Here is a 14,963-nt window from a genome sequence, read left to right as displayed (position 1 = left end):
TCTTTTTCAGAACTTCCTTAGCGCAGCCAGATCAATAAGTTGAATTTAAAAAAAATTTCACTTTTCTCTAGATAACAAACTTCGCAATATCAAAAATTAATATTCAGATTCCTGATTGGCTAGCTGGATGCCTTGCATCAACACAGTATTTATTCCAATAGAGTCGATCAAAGATCGTTTCTTTGGTACCCAAAATACTCGTATTGTCAGGAGCCTCGACCCATATATTATTTATAACTAATGTATTTTCTTTAACTGACACTGACGAAACATACCTCATGAAACGTGGAGCAGTTTCCCTGACGCCTACCCCGCTTAAGCGTCCACATACATATCCGTCCCCAGTCCCGCTACTCAATGAGCCTAAAAAGTAGGTATACCCAAATTTTGCTGACTTTGGGTCTTTCAGCTCTTTCTTGACTAACGCCTGACTTTTTTCAATAGCATCCTTCTCGGTTGGACTACATCCAGCCAAGCACACAAAAGCAATAGCAATTAACAGGACGTTTCTCTTCATGACTGGTCTCTTCAAACCGCTCAAAGGCTAAATACATTTTTTACATTGAAGTCCGAATATGATTACGCCGGTTTCTACCGTTTCCTATGAACAGTTGGAGGAGTCGAAACCATAAATCTTGCCGTACACCTTTAAGCCAAACCTTCATCATTGGCCACCGTATAACTGTAGGCACAGTTATGCCACAATATGCCTAATGTCGGGAACGAATCCCGCTTTCATCACCGGTCAGCTGGGTCATAGCGTTCAACTGCTGCTATCGCCTTACGCCACTGGATCTCTTCACAATCAGACTGCAACGAGCTGGCAAAACTTCAAATTGGCCTTGAATCGGTCCTCGCCTCGCTTATGACAGTCTGGACACCGCGACAGGTAAGACTCTTGATCTCCACCGCCAATATCACCATGCAGTTCGGGGCAAAGCCCCTGTTTGAAAATGTTTCAGTCAAATTCGGCAATAGCAACCGTTACGGCCTGATCGGCGCGAACGGTTGTGGCAAGTCGACCTTCATGAAGATTCTAGGTGGTGATCTGGAACCATCAGCGGGTCAGGTCATGTTGGAGCCGAATACTCGTCTGGGTAAGCTGCGCCAAGATCAGTTCGCCTATGAGGAGTTTACCGTCATCGATACGGTCATCATGGGGCACACCGAGCTGTGGAGGATTAAAGCCGAGCGTGATCGCATTTATGCACTTCCGGAAATGTCGGAAGACGACGGCATGGCGGTTGCCGAGCTTGAAGTTCAGTTTGCTGAAATGGATGGCTACACAGCCGAATCACGTGCAGGCGAACTACTGCTCGGGCTCGGTATTCCTCTTGAACAGCATTTTGGTCTCATGAGTGCCGTATCGCCAGGCTGGAAGCTTCGCGTGCTTCTCGCGCAGGCGCTGTTTTCAGATCCAGACGTGTTGCTGTTGGACGAACCCACCAACCACCTGGATATCAACACAATCCGTTGGCTCGAAGGTGTACTCACTGCGCGTAACAGCACCATGATCATCATTTCGCACGATCGCCACTTTCTTAACAGCGTCTGCACGCACATGGCCGATCTGGATTACGGTGAGCTGCGTCTGTTTCCTGGCAACTACGATGAATACATGACGGCCGCCACCCAGGCGCGTGAGCGTTTGCTGTCTGATAATGCAAAGAAAAAAGCACAGATTGCCGAGCTTCAGTCCTTTGTCAGCCGTTTCTCGGCTAACGCATCCAAAGCAAAGCAAGCTACAAGCCGAGCACGCCAGATCGACAAGATTCAGCTTGAAGAGGTAAAGCCTTCCAGCCGGGTAAGCCCCTTTATTCGCTTCGAACAGACTAAGAAACTGCATCGCCAGGCTGTAACGTTAGAGAACGTTGCCAAGGGCTATGACGGCAAGCTGCTTTTTGACCGCTTGAGTCTTCAGATTGAAGCCGGTGAGCGCGTAGCCATTATCGGACCGAACGGGATTGGTAAAACCACCCTTCTCCGCTGCCTTGTCGGCGAGTTGCCTGTCGATAAAGGTGAAGTCAAGTGGACAGATAGCGCGGAGGTTGGCTACTTCGCCCAGGATCATGCTGAGGATTTCGAAGACGATATCAACCTGTTCGACTGGATGGGCCAATGGACCCAGGGCGGAGAACAACTGGTACGTGGAACGCTAGGTAGGATGCTATTCTCCAACGATGACATTCAGAAGTCTGTAAAAGTCATCTCGGGTGGCGAACAGGGTCGCATGCTGTTTGGCAAGCTTATCCTCAAAAAGCCTAACGTACTGGTAATGGACGAGCCGACGAACCACTTGGATATGGAGTCCATCGAAGCCTTGAACCTGGCGCTCGAAAACTATCCCGGCACCCTGGTTTTTGTCAGCCACGACCGCGAATTTGTGTCCTCGCTCGCCACCCGTATTGTTGAGTTGACCGAAACAGGTATTACTGACTTCAGTGGTACCTATGATGATTACCTGCGTAGCCAAGGTGTAATTGTCTAGGCAAATGTAGCCTTTAGTATATAACGCTACAAAAAGCGGTGAGATTTATTGAAAGTCCACCGCTTTTGGGTTTTATCCTGAGCTCCGCGCTTGTATCATCCGCCATGCTTTTCCGATTCGCCCATGAAACGGATATTTCAAGCATGTTCCGGTATGTCCGGCTGTTGAAAAGAGAAAATGCCTTTTCCTACGTCGCTCACCTTATCGAGTCGTTGTGTACTCGATCCTTCCATCAGGCAGCCATGATGCCTGACCGCAGCGATATTCTTCGTTTCCTTAAGCATCGCCGCCGACTGTCTTCAACAAAATTATCTGCCAGCATTGTTAGTCTGCTTACGATCTGGCCTAAGATTGTTTATAACGTATTTTCGTTTGTGTTTTATGCCTCAAGCCCCATATGGATAAGGTGTTGCTTTGCATCGCGTCACAGCCAGATGCGCCTGGCACGCGGGCTCGAGGTATCTGAACTAGGTAATGCAGGCTCAAGTCATAAAAGGCTTGGCTTTTATAATTCAAGAATGACCTTGTGCTTCAGGAGTACCATTAATGACCCAACGTGGTAGCGGAGAGTCGGATCTCGTTTTCGTGGGAGCCGGCATCATGAGTGCGACGCTTGCTGTCATGCTCAAGGAACTTGACCCCTCATTGAATGTGGAAGTTCTAGAGCTACTCAGTTCCGGCGCCGCCGAAAGTTCCAACCCTTGGAACAATGCCGGCACAGGTCACGCAGCACTTTGCGAGCTGAACTACACCCCGGAAGGCAAGGACGGTACGGTAAACATTACCAAGGCCATCGATATCAACATCATGTTCGAGACGTCCAAGCAGTTCTGGACCTACCTTGTCGAACAGGGCCATTTCGATTCGCCTAGAAGCTTTATCAATCCTGTCCCTCACCTAAGCTTTGTCCGCGGCGATAAGGATATTTCGTTCCTGCGCAAGCGCTTCGAAGCACTGTCGGCGAACCCCTTGTTTGCCGGGATGGAATACACTGAAGATCGTGCAAAGCTTGAAGAGTGGATGCCCCTAATGATGAAGGGACGCACCACGAATGAAAAGATCGCGGCGACACGCACCGAGAGCGGTACCGACGTGAACTTTGGCGCACTGACCACTAACCTGCTCCATCACCTGACCAAGCAGCCGGGTACCAAGATTACGTATAACCAGAAGGTTACCGATCTGCATCGCGAGCCTGACAATCGCTGGCGACTGACCATCCAAGATACCCAGACCGGCGCAACTCGCACCTTACGGGCCCGGTTTGTTTTTCTTGGCGCAGGCGGCGGTGCTCTACCACTCCTGCAAAAATCCGATATACCGGAAAGCCACGGTTATGGCGGTTTCCCGGTGAGCGGTCAATGGCTGCGCTGTGACAAGCCGGAAGTGGTCAGTCAGCATCAGGCCAAGGTGTATGGCAAGGCAAGCGTAGGCTCGCCCCCCATGTCCGTACCCCATCTGGATACGCGTGTCGTGGACGGCAAGAAATCTCTACTGTTTGGTCCATTTGCAGGCTTCACAACGAAATTCCTGAAGCAAGGCTCCTTTATGGACCTGCCTAAATCCATTCGAGCCAATAATCTGGGCCCCATGCTGGCTGTGGCACGGGATAACATGCCCTTGACCAAGTATCTGATCGGTCAGGTCATGCAGACGTTCGACCAGCGTATCGAGGAGCTTCGGGGCTTTTATCCAGAAGTGGACAAGAATGACTGGCGGCTTGAGATTGCAGGTCAACGCGTTCAGATCATCAAGAAAGATCCCAAGACGGGCGGCACTCTGCAGTTCGGAACGGAAATCGTGTCGGCACAGGACGGATCGATTGCAGCGCTACTGGGTGCCTCTCCAGGCGCGTCGACGTCAGTCTCGATCATGCTTACGCTCATTCAGCGCTGCTTCCCTGAGCAATACAAGAGTGAGGCCTGGCAGGCTCAGTTATTGAGGATGTTCCCAGCACTCAATGGTTCGCTGGATAAGGACCCTGAGCTGCTTCAGCGCGTGCGTTCACACTGTAATGAAGTTTTGCAACTCCGATAATATCGGTGAAAGAGGACGTGTTGAGCACGTCCTCTTAGAATAATTAGAATATCTAGCTAGCGTGTATTCACTGGACAACCGTCCACCCCGCCCCGAATACCGCCTCAGTGACTGTCGAATGCCATGAGAAACTCTTCCATGGCATTCGATTCGCGACCTTACTCAAGCCACTGCAGACGTCCAATCCACCCAGCCAAACTTCCAGGTTGCCAGGATCAGCAGACCAAAGACGATCCGATACCAGGCGAACATCGCATAACTGTGGTTACCAATAAATTTCAGGAGACCACGCACGGCGATCATCGCGAAAATAAAGGACGTGATGAAACCGATAGCGAATACAGGTAGGTCACTGGGCTGAAAAAGATCCCTGTACTTGTAGCCTGAATAGACCGCGGCGCCGACCATGGTAGGCATGGCGAGAAAGAATGAAAACTCGGTTGCAGCTTTTCGAGAAAGGCCGATCAGCAAACCACCAATAATGGTAGACCCCGAACGGGAAGTACCTGGGATCATAGCCAAGCATTGAATGCAGCCAATCTTGAGCGCATCGACCCAGGTCATGTCATCGACATGATCGATATTCGTGTTGTGTTGGCGCCGCTCCGCCCACAGCATGATCACGCCACCAATAACCAGTGCCATGGCTACCGTGATGGGATTGAACAGGTATTCATGGATCGCATCGGCAAAGGCAACGCCCAGAATGACGGCTGGAAAGAAGGCTACCATCAGATTTACGGTAAACCGTTGAGCCTCTCGTTGGCGGGGCAGGCCGACTACGACATCGATGATCTTGCGGCGAAACTCCCAAACGACAGCCAGAATCGCACCCAACTGAATAATGATGTTGAACGCCATGGCTCTATCGCCACCAAATCCCAACAGGTCGGCCACAATAATCTGGTGACCTGTACTTGAGATCGGCAGAAACTCGGTCAAGCCTTCTACGATGCCCAAAATTAGCGCCTGGATGGCACTCCATAGATCCATTCGTTTCTCCATATAGCTGCCGAGGTAGCAGCGCTAGCTTGCTTATTCAACTGGGGACAACCGGAACGCCGTGAACAATACCAGAGGCCTTACTTTTCGTTGGCATACGTTCAATAAAACGGAGCGATACAACTGAAGGTAAGATACGGTCCCTGTCCGACATATTTTCCCAGGGTGCTTAGGGTGTCTTCTTTTGAAATAGTTGCAGCCGTTTTAGGCGTTATCGCGGTCTGGCTCACGGTTCGGCAAAATGTTTGGGCCTGGCCGGTCGGATTAGTCATGGTCGTGATGTATGCCTGGGTCTTTTATGATGTCAAACTGTACTCAGATATGCTGCTTCAGGGCGTTTATGCCGTTCTGCAGCTCTATGGCTGGTGGCAGTGGGTCAAGGGCGGACAAGATCATCAAGGACGACACGTCACTCGTCTTTCAAATGCAGCTCTGCTGGGTAATCTGCTGGTAGGTGCTCTCGGGACAATTGCCTTAGGTTATTTAATGAGCACCCATACCGACGCAAGCCAGCCCTGGCTGGATGCGGGGCTGACCAGCTTTAGCCTGGTTGCTCAGCTCTGGATGGCACAGAAGCGGGTCGAATGTTGGGTGCTTTGGTTCGTAGTCGATGTAATCTACGTTGCGCTCTTTATCTACAAGGCCCTCTACCTGACCGCCCTGCTCTATGTACTGTTTGTTGGTTTGGCCGCGCGCGGCTGGTTTGTATGGCGACGTGAGGTAGCAACCGTATGAAGGTGATCGTACTGACAGGCCCTGAATCCACTGGCAAGTCATGGTTGGCTCAAACGCTCAAAGACAATCTGGACGGAATGCTGGTAGGCGAATATGTGCGGGAATACTTTGCTACGCTAGGGCGCGATACTACCTACGAAGACATCACCCCTATCGCGCGTCGTCAGCTTGAACATGAAGACGCAGCACGCCAGCAGCGCCCCGCTCTTCTGATCCTAGATACTCATCTTTTAAGCAACATCTTGTGGAGCCGCTTTCTATTCGATGATTGCCCGGACTGGTTGGAAGCTGCATTGCTTGCGCGCCACTACGATCTTCATCTGCTGCTGGACCCGCGGGAAGTACCCTGGAGCAACGACGGACAACGCTGCCAGCCTGACATGCGAGACCGCCTGGCCTTTTATGAGGCTTGTAAAACGTGGCTGGATAACCATAAGCAAACCTATCGGTGCATCGGAGGCAACTGGGCGAATAGACAACGCCTGGCCTTGCAATATGTCACTGAGTTGCTGGAAGGTTAGCGTACCTGCATGTCTATCCAGTAAAATGATGAAATCATTTGGAGGCCCTATGCCAGACGACGATTTCTCATCATTCGCCAGTGAAATGCGAGGCGTTCGACGCTTGGTAGATGACCATGCAGACACCGGTAAACCGCGCACGGATCGTCAGCAGGTCGTCAAGCGTCGTGAAGCCGCCATACAGTCAACGGCAGCTATCAAGGTTGATGGGTTGTCTGATCAGTTCATCATCGACGTGGGGGCTGAAGACGAGCTTTACTGGGCACGTGATGGTGTTCAGGATAGCCAGATTCGTAAGCTCAAGGCCGGGCAGATTCCGTTTGACGGCAGCCTGGATTTGCATGGTATGACGGTAGAGAAAGCGCGCGCGATACTGTGGGACTTTATCGCTGAGGCAACGAAATTCGAAGTTCGCTGCGTTCGCATTACTCACGGGAAGGCAGCGCGCCTTGATGGACGACGCCCGCTCATCAAGAGTCATGTCAACACTTGGTTGCGTCAACATTCTCAGGTGCTGGGCTTTGTGTCTTGCCAACCGCGCCATGGCGGTACTGGCGCCGTCTATGTACTGCTTAAACGAACCATGCTGGAAGGTCGGGACGAATAACCTAGCTTTCCAGTCAGAATTGATTTTAATCGCCGCAGCCCCTACTCTCCTCATCCCGCATCGCTGCGGTGTCAATATCCATAGGAATTACCATGTCATTGGAACAACACTACTCCGCCATTCTTTCTCAGTTAGGCGAGGATGTTTCCCGGGAAGGCTTGCTGGATACGCCCAAACGTGCCGCCAAAGCCATGCAGTACCTGTGCAAAGGCTACAACCAGACGTTGGAAGAAGTGGTTGGAGATGCGCTGTTCACTTCAGACAATAGCGAGATGGTACTGGTCAAAAACATCGAGCTGTATTCGCTGTGCGAGCACCATATGCTGCCCTTTATCGGCAAAGCTCACGTAGCCTATATGCCAAGCGGCAAGGTGCTGGGCTTGTCCAAAGTTGCCCGCATCGTTGATATGTACGCGCGCCGCCTGCAGATTCAGGAAAACATGACCCGTGAAATTGCCGAGGCGATTCAGAAAGTCACCAACGCGGCGGGTGTAGCGGTAGTCATCGAAGCTCAACATATGTGCATGATGATGCGCGGCGTCGAGAAGCAAAACTCATCGATGGTTACTTCCGTCATGCTTGGTCAGTTCCGTAGCAACGATGCAACACGCGCCGAGTTCATGGGCCTTATTAACCGATAAGTCTGATGCTCGTGAAAAACCGGCCTGAATGGCCGGTTTTTTATTTAACCTGCATTGCGGTGTTGGGCCTGTACGTCATCAAGCCCCTTGGCCTGGATAGTCCATAACGACTCGAACAGTCCTCCACTTCGCTGCAGAACAGCCGGTGGGCCATCTTCAACAATACGCCCTTTGTCCATTACGATAACCCGATCGAACGATGCGACTGTAGACAACCTATGGGCTACTGCCAGAACGGTACGTCCACGAACCAGGTCCGTCAGCGCCATCTGAATTTCCTTTTCCGAATGCGTATCCAGCGCAGAGGTCGCCTCATCCAGAATCAGGATGGGGGAGCCCTTCAAAAACGCCCGCGCAATGCCCAAGCGCTGACGCTGCCCTCCTGACAAGCGAGCCCCTCGTTCGCCTACCAGTGTGTTGTACCCTTCGGGTAGCTGGCGTATGAAATGATCGCAATAGGCGTGGCAAGCTGCTTTATAGACCTCTTCATCCGTAGCATCAGGCTTTCCATAACGGATATTTTCACGGATGGAGCGATTGAAGAGAGCGATCTCCTGCGGCACCACTGCGATGGCTGCACGCAAGCTGTCTTGGCTGACTTCATGAATAGGCTGACCATCGATAAGAATTCGACCGCTACTTACTTCGTCCAGACGTTGAAGAAGGTTAATCAGCGTAGATTTGCCTGCCCCGGAGGTGCCCACTAAGCCAACCTTTTGACCTGAAGGAATGTGCAAGGACAGGTCATCGATGACTTTGGATCCGTCAGGATAACTGAACGAAACATGCTCAAACGTGATGGAGCCTGATTTGGCATTGAGAGTAGCAGCATTTTCTGTGTCCTGAATGCCATGGGGCTGGGCAATCACCTTGAGCGTATCGGCTACCGTTCCAAACTGCTGCGCGGCATCGACCAGTGCCAGCGCCAAGTCTCTGGAGCCATGCAGAATACGGAAGGTCAGTGCACTCACCACGACGACGTCACCAGGCGTAACAGTACCTTGTCGCCACAGGTAAATAGCCCAGAGCAGCATAGAGCCTGCCATCAAGGTCAGGCATATATCGTGTAGAACTCGCGCTTTCTCCACGTACATCCAGCTACGACGCTGAGCACGTGCCTCAACACCCAGTTCCTGCGCCAAGCGATCACGCTCTCGAGCCTGAGCCGAAAAAGCCTTGATAGTCCAGACATTGGAAACCATGTCTACAACCTCTCCGCCTACACGCGACGCTTGCTCGGCAAAGGCCTGATGCTTATGGCGACCACGGATGCCAAAACCCGTAATGATGCAGCCAACCAGCAGCACAAAGCCTATCAACGCCAGCGCCATTTCCCAGCGGATGGACAGCATAACGACTACAGCCCCCAGGAAATCGGTACAGGGCGGGACGATACGCCACGTCAACGCGGAAAAAATATTCGCGACGGCTGTGCTGGTCTGATTGATTCGATTGCCCAATGCGCCAGAGAAATGCTCCTTGAAGTAACGCATTGGGTGGCCGGTCAAATACTCGAACAGATCGATTCGCAGATCTACGCCTGTCTTGACAATAGTCCGACAGCCAAGCCACCCACCTCCTCGCCACAGGATGTTTTCAAGAGCAATAAGTCCGATGAAAAAACCAAAGGGGAGCCAGACATTGGCTTCCATCCGGTTGTCACTGGCCATGGCATCCACAAGAAGCTTCATGGCGTACTGAACGGCAACGGCGCAGGTAGCGCCGCCAACCATTAGGAAAAACAACCCTCCAAACGCCAAACGGCGCCGACAGACATAGCGCCATAGAAACGCGATCGGACGAGAGGGGAACGGTCGTCCCCCTGGAGAGCTGGAAGTGTTGCTCATGAAGCCTGCCCTTCAGCCATCGCAGCGAACTGAGCCTGTTGACGCTCCAGCTCTTCTGCCAACGGAGAATAAATGGCTCGATGACCCTGAGGATCAGCATAACCATATAAACCGACTTCACATAGGCGCTCATCGTTCCATCCCGGATAGTCCAAGATGGGATACAGGCAAATGCCTTCGACAGGGATATCCTGAGTCATGGCGTTACGAACTTCTTCACATACGTATGCCAGCCATGAAGGCCTCGCCTCACCTTCCGCTCCTGTCTCTGCAATCATGAGCGGCCGCTGGTAGCGGGCATAGACCTCAGCCAACATTCCACGCAAGGGACGATACAGTGGATCATCGCGAAAAACGGTTTTACCGCCGTTAAACCATTGATTGTCGGAATAGAAGTTGAGCCCAACGATATCAAGATATTCAGCCTTCCCACCGAGCCCCGGCCAAGCTTTTCCACACAACATGTCCCAGGCTTCGAACTGAGACTGCCGGTGGGCTTCGGCCGCCTCGCGGTCTGCTGCTCTACCAGAGGCAGGAATCACATTGATGAGTGGGTCTGCCTGGACGAACCGAGCCTTGGGCGCAACACCACGAATGGCTTCGATGGCAGCAATCGAGGCTCGGATCAACTGATGCTTGAGTTCAGCTCCCCGCTTGACACCCTTGGGGTTGAACTGACCCGTATCACCACCACCCCATGCCCAAAAAGATATTTCATTGACTGGACAATAAAAGGGTACCTCTATGCCTTCGTCACGCATAAACGTGGCAACAGCCTTTGTGAATCGCTCAAAGCGTTCCACAAAGCCGGGATACCAAATATCGATGTCGTCAGGCCACCCATAGTGGCACAGGTCCCACACAATCTGGACACCCTCTTCCCGGGCGGCTTTGACCTGGGGAAGCAGGCTCGACCAGTCAAAAAAACCTGGCCGCGTCTCAATCAGATGCCAGCGCACACCATCACGAGCAGCCTGAATACGATGGGTACGCAAGCGCGCAAAGTCGGCTTTCGCAAAGCGATCATGCCCCGTCGCCTGGATCAAATCCAGGCGACGGTTATCGAAACGGCGGTGAGTTGAGCACTCGAACCCACCCAGGAAAAAACTGTTAAAAGTCCCAGGTACATGCATCGTAATGTGCTCCGGTCTTTATACTGCTGAGACTTCAGCAGTGTCCTCAACCACACCTTCCGATTCCGCGATACGCTTGTAGGCTGTCAATGCCTGTCCAACGACCTGATCCATGTTGTAGTACTTGTACGTACCCAAGCGGCCCAGGAATGTCACGTTAGGCGTCGAGTTAGCCAACTCCTGATATCGCTTGTAGAGCTCGGCATTTTCCGGGCGAGGGATAGGATAATAAGGGTCGCCCTCCGCCGATGGATATTCATAGGTCACGCTGGTTTTCAAATGCTCTTGGCCGGTCAGGTGCTTGTATTCACTGATACGGGTGTATGGAACATCTTCAGAGGGATAATTGACGACTGCCACAGGTTGGAACTGCGCCGAATTGACCGTTTCGTGATGAAACTTTAGCGAGCGGTACGGCAGCTTGCCGTAGCAATAATCAAAATATTCATCGACAGGACCGGTATAGATCAGATGATCGAACTGGACTTCGTTACGGATCTCGCGGTAATCGGTGTTGAGCATGACCTTGATGTTGGGATGATTCAGCATCTTCTCGAACATACGGGTGAAGCCATGCAATGGCATGATCTGGAAGGTATCGCCGAAATAGCGATCATCCGTATTGGTACGGGTAGGAACGCGCGAAGTGACTGATTTATCCAGCTGTGAAGGATCAAGCCCCCATTGCTTACGGGTGTAGCCACGGAAGAACTTCTCGTAAAGCTCACGGCCTACCTGATTGATGACAACATCCTCGGATGTCCGGATAGGCTCTACCGGTTCAGCTCGACCTTTCAGGAAGCTCTCGGCCTCCCCGTCTGTTTTCAGGTCAAGACCATACAGCGCATTCACCGTGGTACGGTTGATCGGGATCGGTACCAGTTGATCGTCCACATAAGCAAGCACCTTGTGCTCGTAGGTACGCCACTCGGTAAAACGGGAAAGATAGTCCACGATCCGCTGCGAGTTGGTATGAAAAATATGCGGACCATAGCGATGAATCAGAACCCCTGCCTCGTCATAGTGATCATAGGCATTGCCCGCAATATGGGGCCGGCGGTCTACAATCAGGACACGCTTGTTGAGCCCTACGGCCAGACGCTCAGCCAGTACGCTCCCGGCAAATCCGGCGCCTACGATCAGATAGTCGAACCCACGTCTCTGGGATTCTTTTGAACTCGCTGCACCTGCAGACATGGCTTCCCCCTCGTTTATCGTGCGCATTTCATTTGCTCCGTCATGCCCTGCCAAGTGGCATCCCATGACATTTCACCCAGGATAGAATCGGCCTGTTTCAAAAGCCCTTCCCGATCCTGGGCATCTACCAGCGAAGCCTCTACGGCACGAATGAATGCTTCAGCGCTATCTGCAATACGGACGATACCCGACTCACCATAGGTGCGTACCACATCGGTAATGGGTGTCGATACGACAGGCTTACCGCCTGCCAAGTACTCGGGCGTCTTGGTAGGGCTGATGAAACGTGTCGACTCGTTTAAGGCAAAAGGCATGATCGCGACGTCCCAGCCCGCAAGATAATGGGGCAGCTCGTCATATACCTTGCCGCCCAAGAGATGAATATTGTCGAGCTTAGGCAAACTATTGGGATCTATCTTGACGACCGGACCAATCAGCACAATGTGCCAATCAGGCCGTTGACGCGCGACCTCGGCCAGCAAGTCGATATCCAGACGCTCGTCAATCACGCCATAAAACCCAAGACGCGGATGCGGAATACTGTTCTGGTCATCAGGATCAAGCTGCTCGGCGCGGGCTTGAGCGAAATGAGCGATATCTACACTGCTCGGGAAAGGATGGGCGTTAGGGTGGCGCTCGCGCTTGGCCTCATACAGGCTATAACCGCCCGTAAACACCACATCGGCCTTTTCCAACAGAAGTCGTTCACGTTCCAGCATTTCCGGCGGCGCGCCTCGGAAAGCAGAAAGCTCATCCATGCAGTCATACACGGTAAGCGTAGATTTGAGGTGATGGCTGAAGGGCCAACTCATGGGAGTGTAATACCAGAGAACCGCCTCCTCAATTCCGGACTCTTCGACGTATCTGTCCAGCAGACGCTTCAATACTGCCTCAGCCGCCTCGCCCTGTACGTCCGCAGGCAGTCTGGGTACCAGACGCGTAACGCCTAGATCAGCCTCGATTTCTTCAAGCCAGGGATTGGGTTCATCCGATGGCATCGGCTCTTCAAAGAACAGTACGTTGTAGTCGCGCGCAAAGCGGGACATCAAGTGCTGAGGCCGTTGGTAGACGAAATTCCAGCGCAGATGGGAAAGACAGATCAGGGTAGGAAGGTTTTCCCTGCCTGATGCATCAAAGCCCATTTCCGTTCTGGATGACGGCTTTGACTTGCCAATCTCATATTGAAAGGGTCCAGCCCAGCTCATCGATTACTCCTTAACTCGTGTATGACCAAGTCAGGAACTCGTACAACACGAATCGAATTCTATGCCTTTTCCCGTTGGAAAGATCCGATTCTTTCCATTTAAGAGCTAAACCCGCCGGCTACTCATTACGCCAAAACCGGCAAAAATCAGAACACCTTGCATTCGAACATCATCGAATATCAATAGAGTCACTGGGCGGTGAGACTGGTTCTGAGCAAACCCAGTTCCAACCCTTTCGTCGATACATGTTTTTTTACACTTACCTCATTCCTATAGGAACTAGTCGTCATATCACCGGGTCTGGCTTTATACATGCATATTCTTTGTGCATGGCCTGTCTTGTTTGCCGCTTCGAATAGGCCGCTGAACCTCGTTCAGCGCTTCGCTGTGTCGGCGTGCTTTGTATTACGACTAGATCAATGGAGCGTGACGATGATTCTTGTGACTGGGGGCGCGGGTTATATAGGGTCGCATGCTGTTTTGGAGCTGTTACTGTCAGGGCAAGACGTTCTCGTGTTGGATAACCTGTGCAACAGTTCACGTGTAGCATTACAACGGGTCGAGCAGCTAGCTGGCCGCAGCGTGCATTTCGTCAAAGGTGATATACGCCGACGCGCGCAGTTGGATGCTCTGTTTGCACAATATCCAATCGAGGCTGTCCTGCACTTTGCCGGGCTCAAAGCAGTAGGCGAAAGCGTAAGACACCCGTTGAGCTATTACGACAATAATGTGGGTGGCAGCCTGACGCTTTGCCAGGCAATGGCTGACGCGGGTGTTTTCAAGCTGGTGTTCAGTTCATCAGCAACCGTTTACGGCATGCCTGACACGGTTCCTATCAGCGAGCAGGCACCTACCGGTATACCAACCAATCCGTACGGGCAATCCAAGCTCATGGTTGAAAACCTGCTGCGCGATCTGGCTGCTGCAGATCCTCGCTGGTCCATTGCCCTGTTGCGCTATTTCAATCCCATAGGTGCACACGAATCCGGCATGATTGGTGAAGACCCAAGTGGCATTCCCAATAACCTTCTGCCATACATCACGCAGGTAGCCATTGGCCGTTTGGAGCGCTTGAGCATTTATGGCTCGGATTACCCTACTCCAGACGGTACCGGGATACGTGATTACATTCATGTAGTCGATCTGGCCAAAGGACATCTTTCCGCCCTGCGCAAGCTACAAAGCGTCAAGGGAGCGCACGTCTGGAACCTCGGAACCGGGCGCGGCTATTCGGTACTGGAGTTAGTCAGGGTGTTTGAAGAGGTTGCACAGATGCAGCTGCCCTATCGCTTGGCGCCTCGCCGCGAGGGGGATGTTGCGGAGTGCTGGGCCGATCCTCACAAAGCCGAACAGGAACTGGGTTGGAGAGCAGAACGCAGCCTGACGCAGATGATTGCCGATGCTTGGCGCTGGCAATCGCAGAATCCAAATGGTTATCGTGTTGCAGAGACAGTGAAGAAGTCCATCAAACAGATTCCAGCAAAGCCTATTACAGGCACTACCGGAAGCCGAATAAACACGTCTGCCAACGCCTCGGCTTGATTCTCAGA

The 14,963-nt window shown here is 52.2% G+C and carries 13 protein-coding genes and 1 pseudogene; 8 read left to right on the top strand and 6 right to left on the bottom strand.

What is annotated here, in order from left to right:
* Positions 1 to 103 precede the first annotated feature (103 nt).
* Complete coding sequence (locus tag B3729_RS22720; protein ID WP_010798416.1) at positions 104 to 517, bottom strand: hypothetical protein; 414 nt, start codon at positions 515 to 517, stop codon at positions 104 to 106.
* Positions 518 to 659: 142 nt separating this feature from the next.
* Here B3729_RS22720 and B3729_RS22715 point away from each other — a divergent pair.
* The 3 genes and pseudogenes from B3729_RS22715 to mqo form a co-directional block, all read left to right on the top strand.
* A pseudogene (locus B3729_RS22715) lies at positions 660 to 859 on the top strand (site-specific integrase); the annotation flags it as partial.
* 39 nt (positions 860 to 898) lie between these two features.
* Positions 899 to 2,488: an ABC-F family ATPase gene (locus tag B3729_RS22710; protein WP_219653541.1), complete on the top strand. Its 1,590-nt coding sequence runs from the start codon at positions 899 to 901 to the stop codon at positions 2,486 to 2,488.
* Between the two features lie 546 nt (positions 2,489 to 3,034).
* Entirely contained in the window at positions 3,035 to 4,525 is a 1,491-nt protein-coding gene (mqo, locus tag B3729_RS22705; protein ID WP_073450725.1) for a malate dehydrogenase (quinone), read from the top strand.
* Between the two features lie 162 nt (positions 4,526 to 4,687).
* Here mqo and B3729_RS22700 read toward each other — a convergent pair whose 3' ends face one another.
* Positions 4,688 to 5,518: an undecaprenyl-diphosphate phosphatase gene (locus tag B3729_RS22700; RefSeq protein WP_010798420.1), complete on the bottom strand. Its 831-nt coding sequence runs from the start codon at positions 5,516 to 5,518 to the stop codon at positions 4,688 to 4,690.
* A gap of 183 nt (positions 5,519 to 5,701) precedes the next feature.
* On the opposite strand from B3729_RS22700, the gene pnuC reads away from it, so the two are divergent.
* The 4 genes from pnuC to folE all read left to right on the top strand — a co-directional run bounded on the left by pnuC (position 5,702) and on the right by folE (position 8,031).
* On the top strand, positions 5,702 to 6,262 hold the full coding sequence (pnuC, locus tag B3729_RS22695; RefSeq protein ID WP_037030284.1) for a nicotinamide riboside transporter PnuC: 561 nt from the start codon (positions 5,702 to 5,704) through the stop codon (positions 6,260 to 6,262).
* Positions 6,259 to 6,783: an AAA family ATPase gene (locus tag B3729_RS22690; protein WP_074826676.1), complete on the top strand. Its 525-nt coding sequence runs from the start codon at positions 6,259 to 6,261 to the stop codon at positions 6,781 to 6,783. The genes pnuC and B3729_RS22690 overlap by 4 nt, the downstream gene beginning before the upstream one ends.
* Before the next feature lie 49 nt (positions 6,784 to 6,832).
* Positions 6,833 to 7,390: a Smr/MutS family protein gene (locus tag B3729_RS22685; protein ID WP_150347329.1), complete on the top strand. Its 558-nt coding sequence runs from the start codon at positions 6,833 to 6,835 to the stop codon at positions 7,388 to 7,390.
* A 92-nt stretch (positions 7,391 to 7,482) separates the two neighbouring features.
* Positions 7,483 to 8,031, top strand: a complete 549-nt coding sequence (gene folE, locus B3729_RS22680; RefSeq protein WP_010798424.1) for a GTP cyclohydrolase I FolE — start codon at positions 7,483 to 7,485, stop codon at positions 8,029 to 8,031.
* A 44-nt stretch (positions 8,032 to 8,075) separates the two neighbouring features.
* Here the strand turns inward: folE and B3729_RS22675 are convergent, their stop codons facing one another.
* The 4 genes from B3729_RS22675 to B3729_RS22660 are packed head-to-tail and all read right to left on the bottom strand — an operon-like array spanning position 8,076 to position 13,413.
* A complete protein-coding gene (locus B3729_RS22675; protein WP_125888444.1) occupies positions 8,076 to 9,878 on the bottom strand; it encodes an ABC transporter ATP-binding protein in 1,803 nt (600 codons plus the stop codon).
* Positions 9,875 to 11,011 (bottom strand): family 1 glycosylhydrolase, encoded by a 1,137-nt coding sequence (locus tag B3729_RS22670; protein ID WP_286789064.1) that lies wholly within the window; start codon positions 11,009 to 11,011, stop codon positions 9,875 to 9,877. The genes B3729_RS22675 and B3729_RS22670 overlap by 4 nt, the downstream gene beginning before the upstream one ends.
* Positions 11,012 to 11,029: 18 nt before the next feature.
* Positions 11,030 to 12,235 carry a UDP-galactopyranose mutase gene (glf, locus tag B3729_RS22665; protein ID WP_409438658.1) on the bottom strand — a complete coding sequence of 402 codons (1,206 nt, stop codon included), beginning with the start codon at positions 12,233 to 12,235 and terminating at the stop codon, positions 11,030 to 11,032.
* Entirely contained in the window at positions 12,223 to 13,413 is a 1,191-nt protein-coding gene (locus B3729_RS22660) for a glycosyltransferase family 1 protein (RefSeq protein WP_125888446.1), read from the bottom strand. The genes glf and B3729_RS22660 overlap by 13 nt, the downstream gene beginning before the upstream one ends.
* A 432-nt stretch (positions 13,414 to 13,845) precedes the next feature.
* On the opposite strand from B3729_RS22660, the gene galE reads away from it, so the two are divergent.
* Positions 13,846 to 14,955, top strand: coding sequence for a UDP-glucose 4-epimerase GalE (gene galE / locus B3729_RS22655; protein ID WP_010798429.1), 1,110 nt, complete (start codon positions 13,846 to 13,848; stop codon positions 14,953 to 14,955).
* Positions 14,956 to 14,963 lie beyond the last annotated feature (8 nt).

The sequence above is a fragment of the Pseudomonas sp. UBA3149 genome (assembly GCF_002364655.1).
Lineage (GTDB): Bacteria > Pseudomonadota > Gammaproteobacteria > Pseudomonadales > Pseudomonadaceae > Chryseomonas > Chryseomonas luteola.
The sequence above is the reverse complement of the archived record's forward strand: the minus strand, read 5'-3'. Positions and strand labels throughout refer to the sequence as shown.

Excerpts from the sequence above, each read along its gene's own strand:
- B3729_RS22720 (WP_010798416.1), bottom strand. The coding sequence starts at position 517 with ATGAAGAGAAACGTCCTGTTAATTGCTATTGCTTTTGTGTGCTTGGCT.
- mqo (WP_073450725.1), top strand. The coding sequence starts at position 3,035 with ATGACCCAACGTGGTAGCGGAGAGTCGGATCTCGTTTTCGTGGGAGCC.
- B3729_RS22700 (WP_010798420.1), bottom strand. The coding sequence starts at position 5,518 with ATGGATCTATGGAGTGCCATCCAGGCGCTAATTTTGGGCATCGTAGAA.
- B3729_RS22690 (WP_074826676.1), top strand. The coding sequence starts at position 6,259 with ATGAAGGTGATCGTACTGACAGGCCCTGAATCCACTGGCAAGTCATGG.
- B3729_RS22685 (WP_150347329.1), top strand. The coding sequence starts at position 6,833 with ATGCCAGACGACGATTTCTCATCATTCGCCAGTGAAATGCGAGGCGTT.
- folE (WP_010798424.1), top strand. The coding sequence starts at position 7,483 with ATGTCATTGGAACAACACTACTCCGCCATTCTTTCTCAGTTAGGCGAG.
- B3729_RS22675 (WP_125888444.1), bottom strand. The coding sequence starts at position 9,878 with ATGAGCAACACTTCCAGCTCTCCAGGGGGACGACCGTTCCCCTCTCGT.
- B3729_RS22670 (WP_286789064.1), bottom strand. The coding sequence starts at position 11,011 with ATGCATGTACCTGGGACTTTTAACAGTTTTTTCCTGGGTGGGTTCGAG.
- glf (WP_409438658.1), bottom strand. The coding sequence starts at position 12,235 with ATGCGCACGATAAACGAGGGGGAAGCCATGTCTGCAGGTGCAGCGAGT.
- B3729_RS22660 (WP_125888446.1), bottom strand. The coding sequence starts at position 13,413 with ATGAGCTGGGCTGGACCCTTTCAATATGAGATTGGCAAGTCAAAGCCG.
- galE (WP_010798429.1), top strand. The coding sequence starts at position 13,846 with ATGATTCTTGTGACTGGGGGCGCGGGTTATATAGGGTCGCATGCTGTT.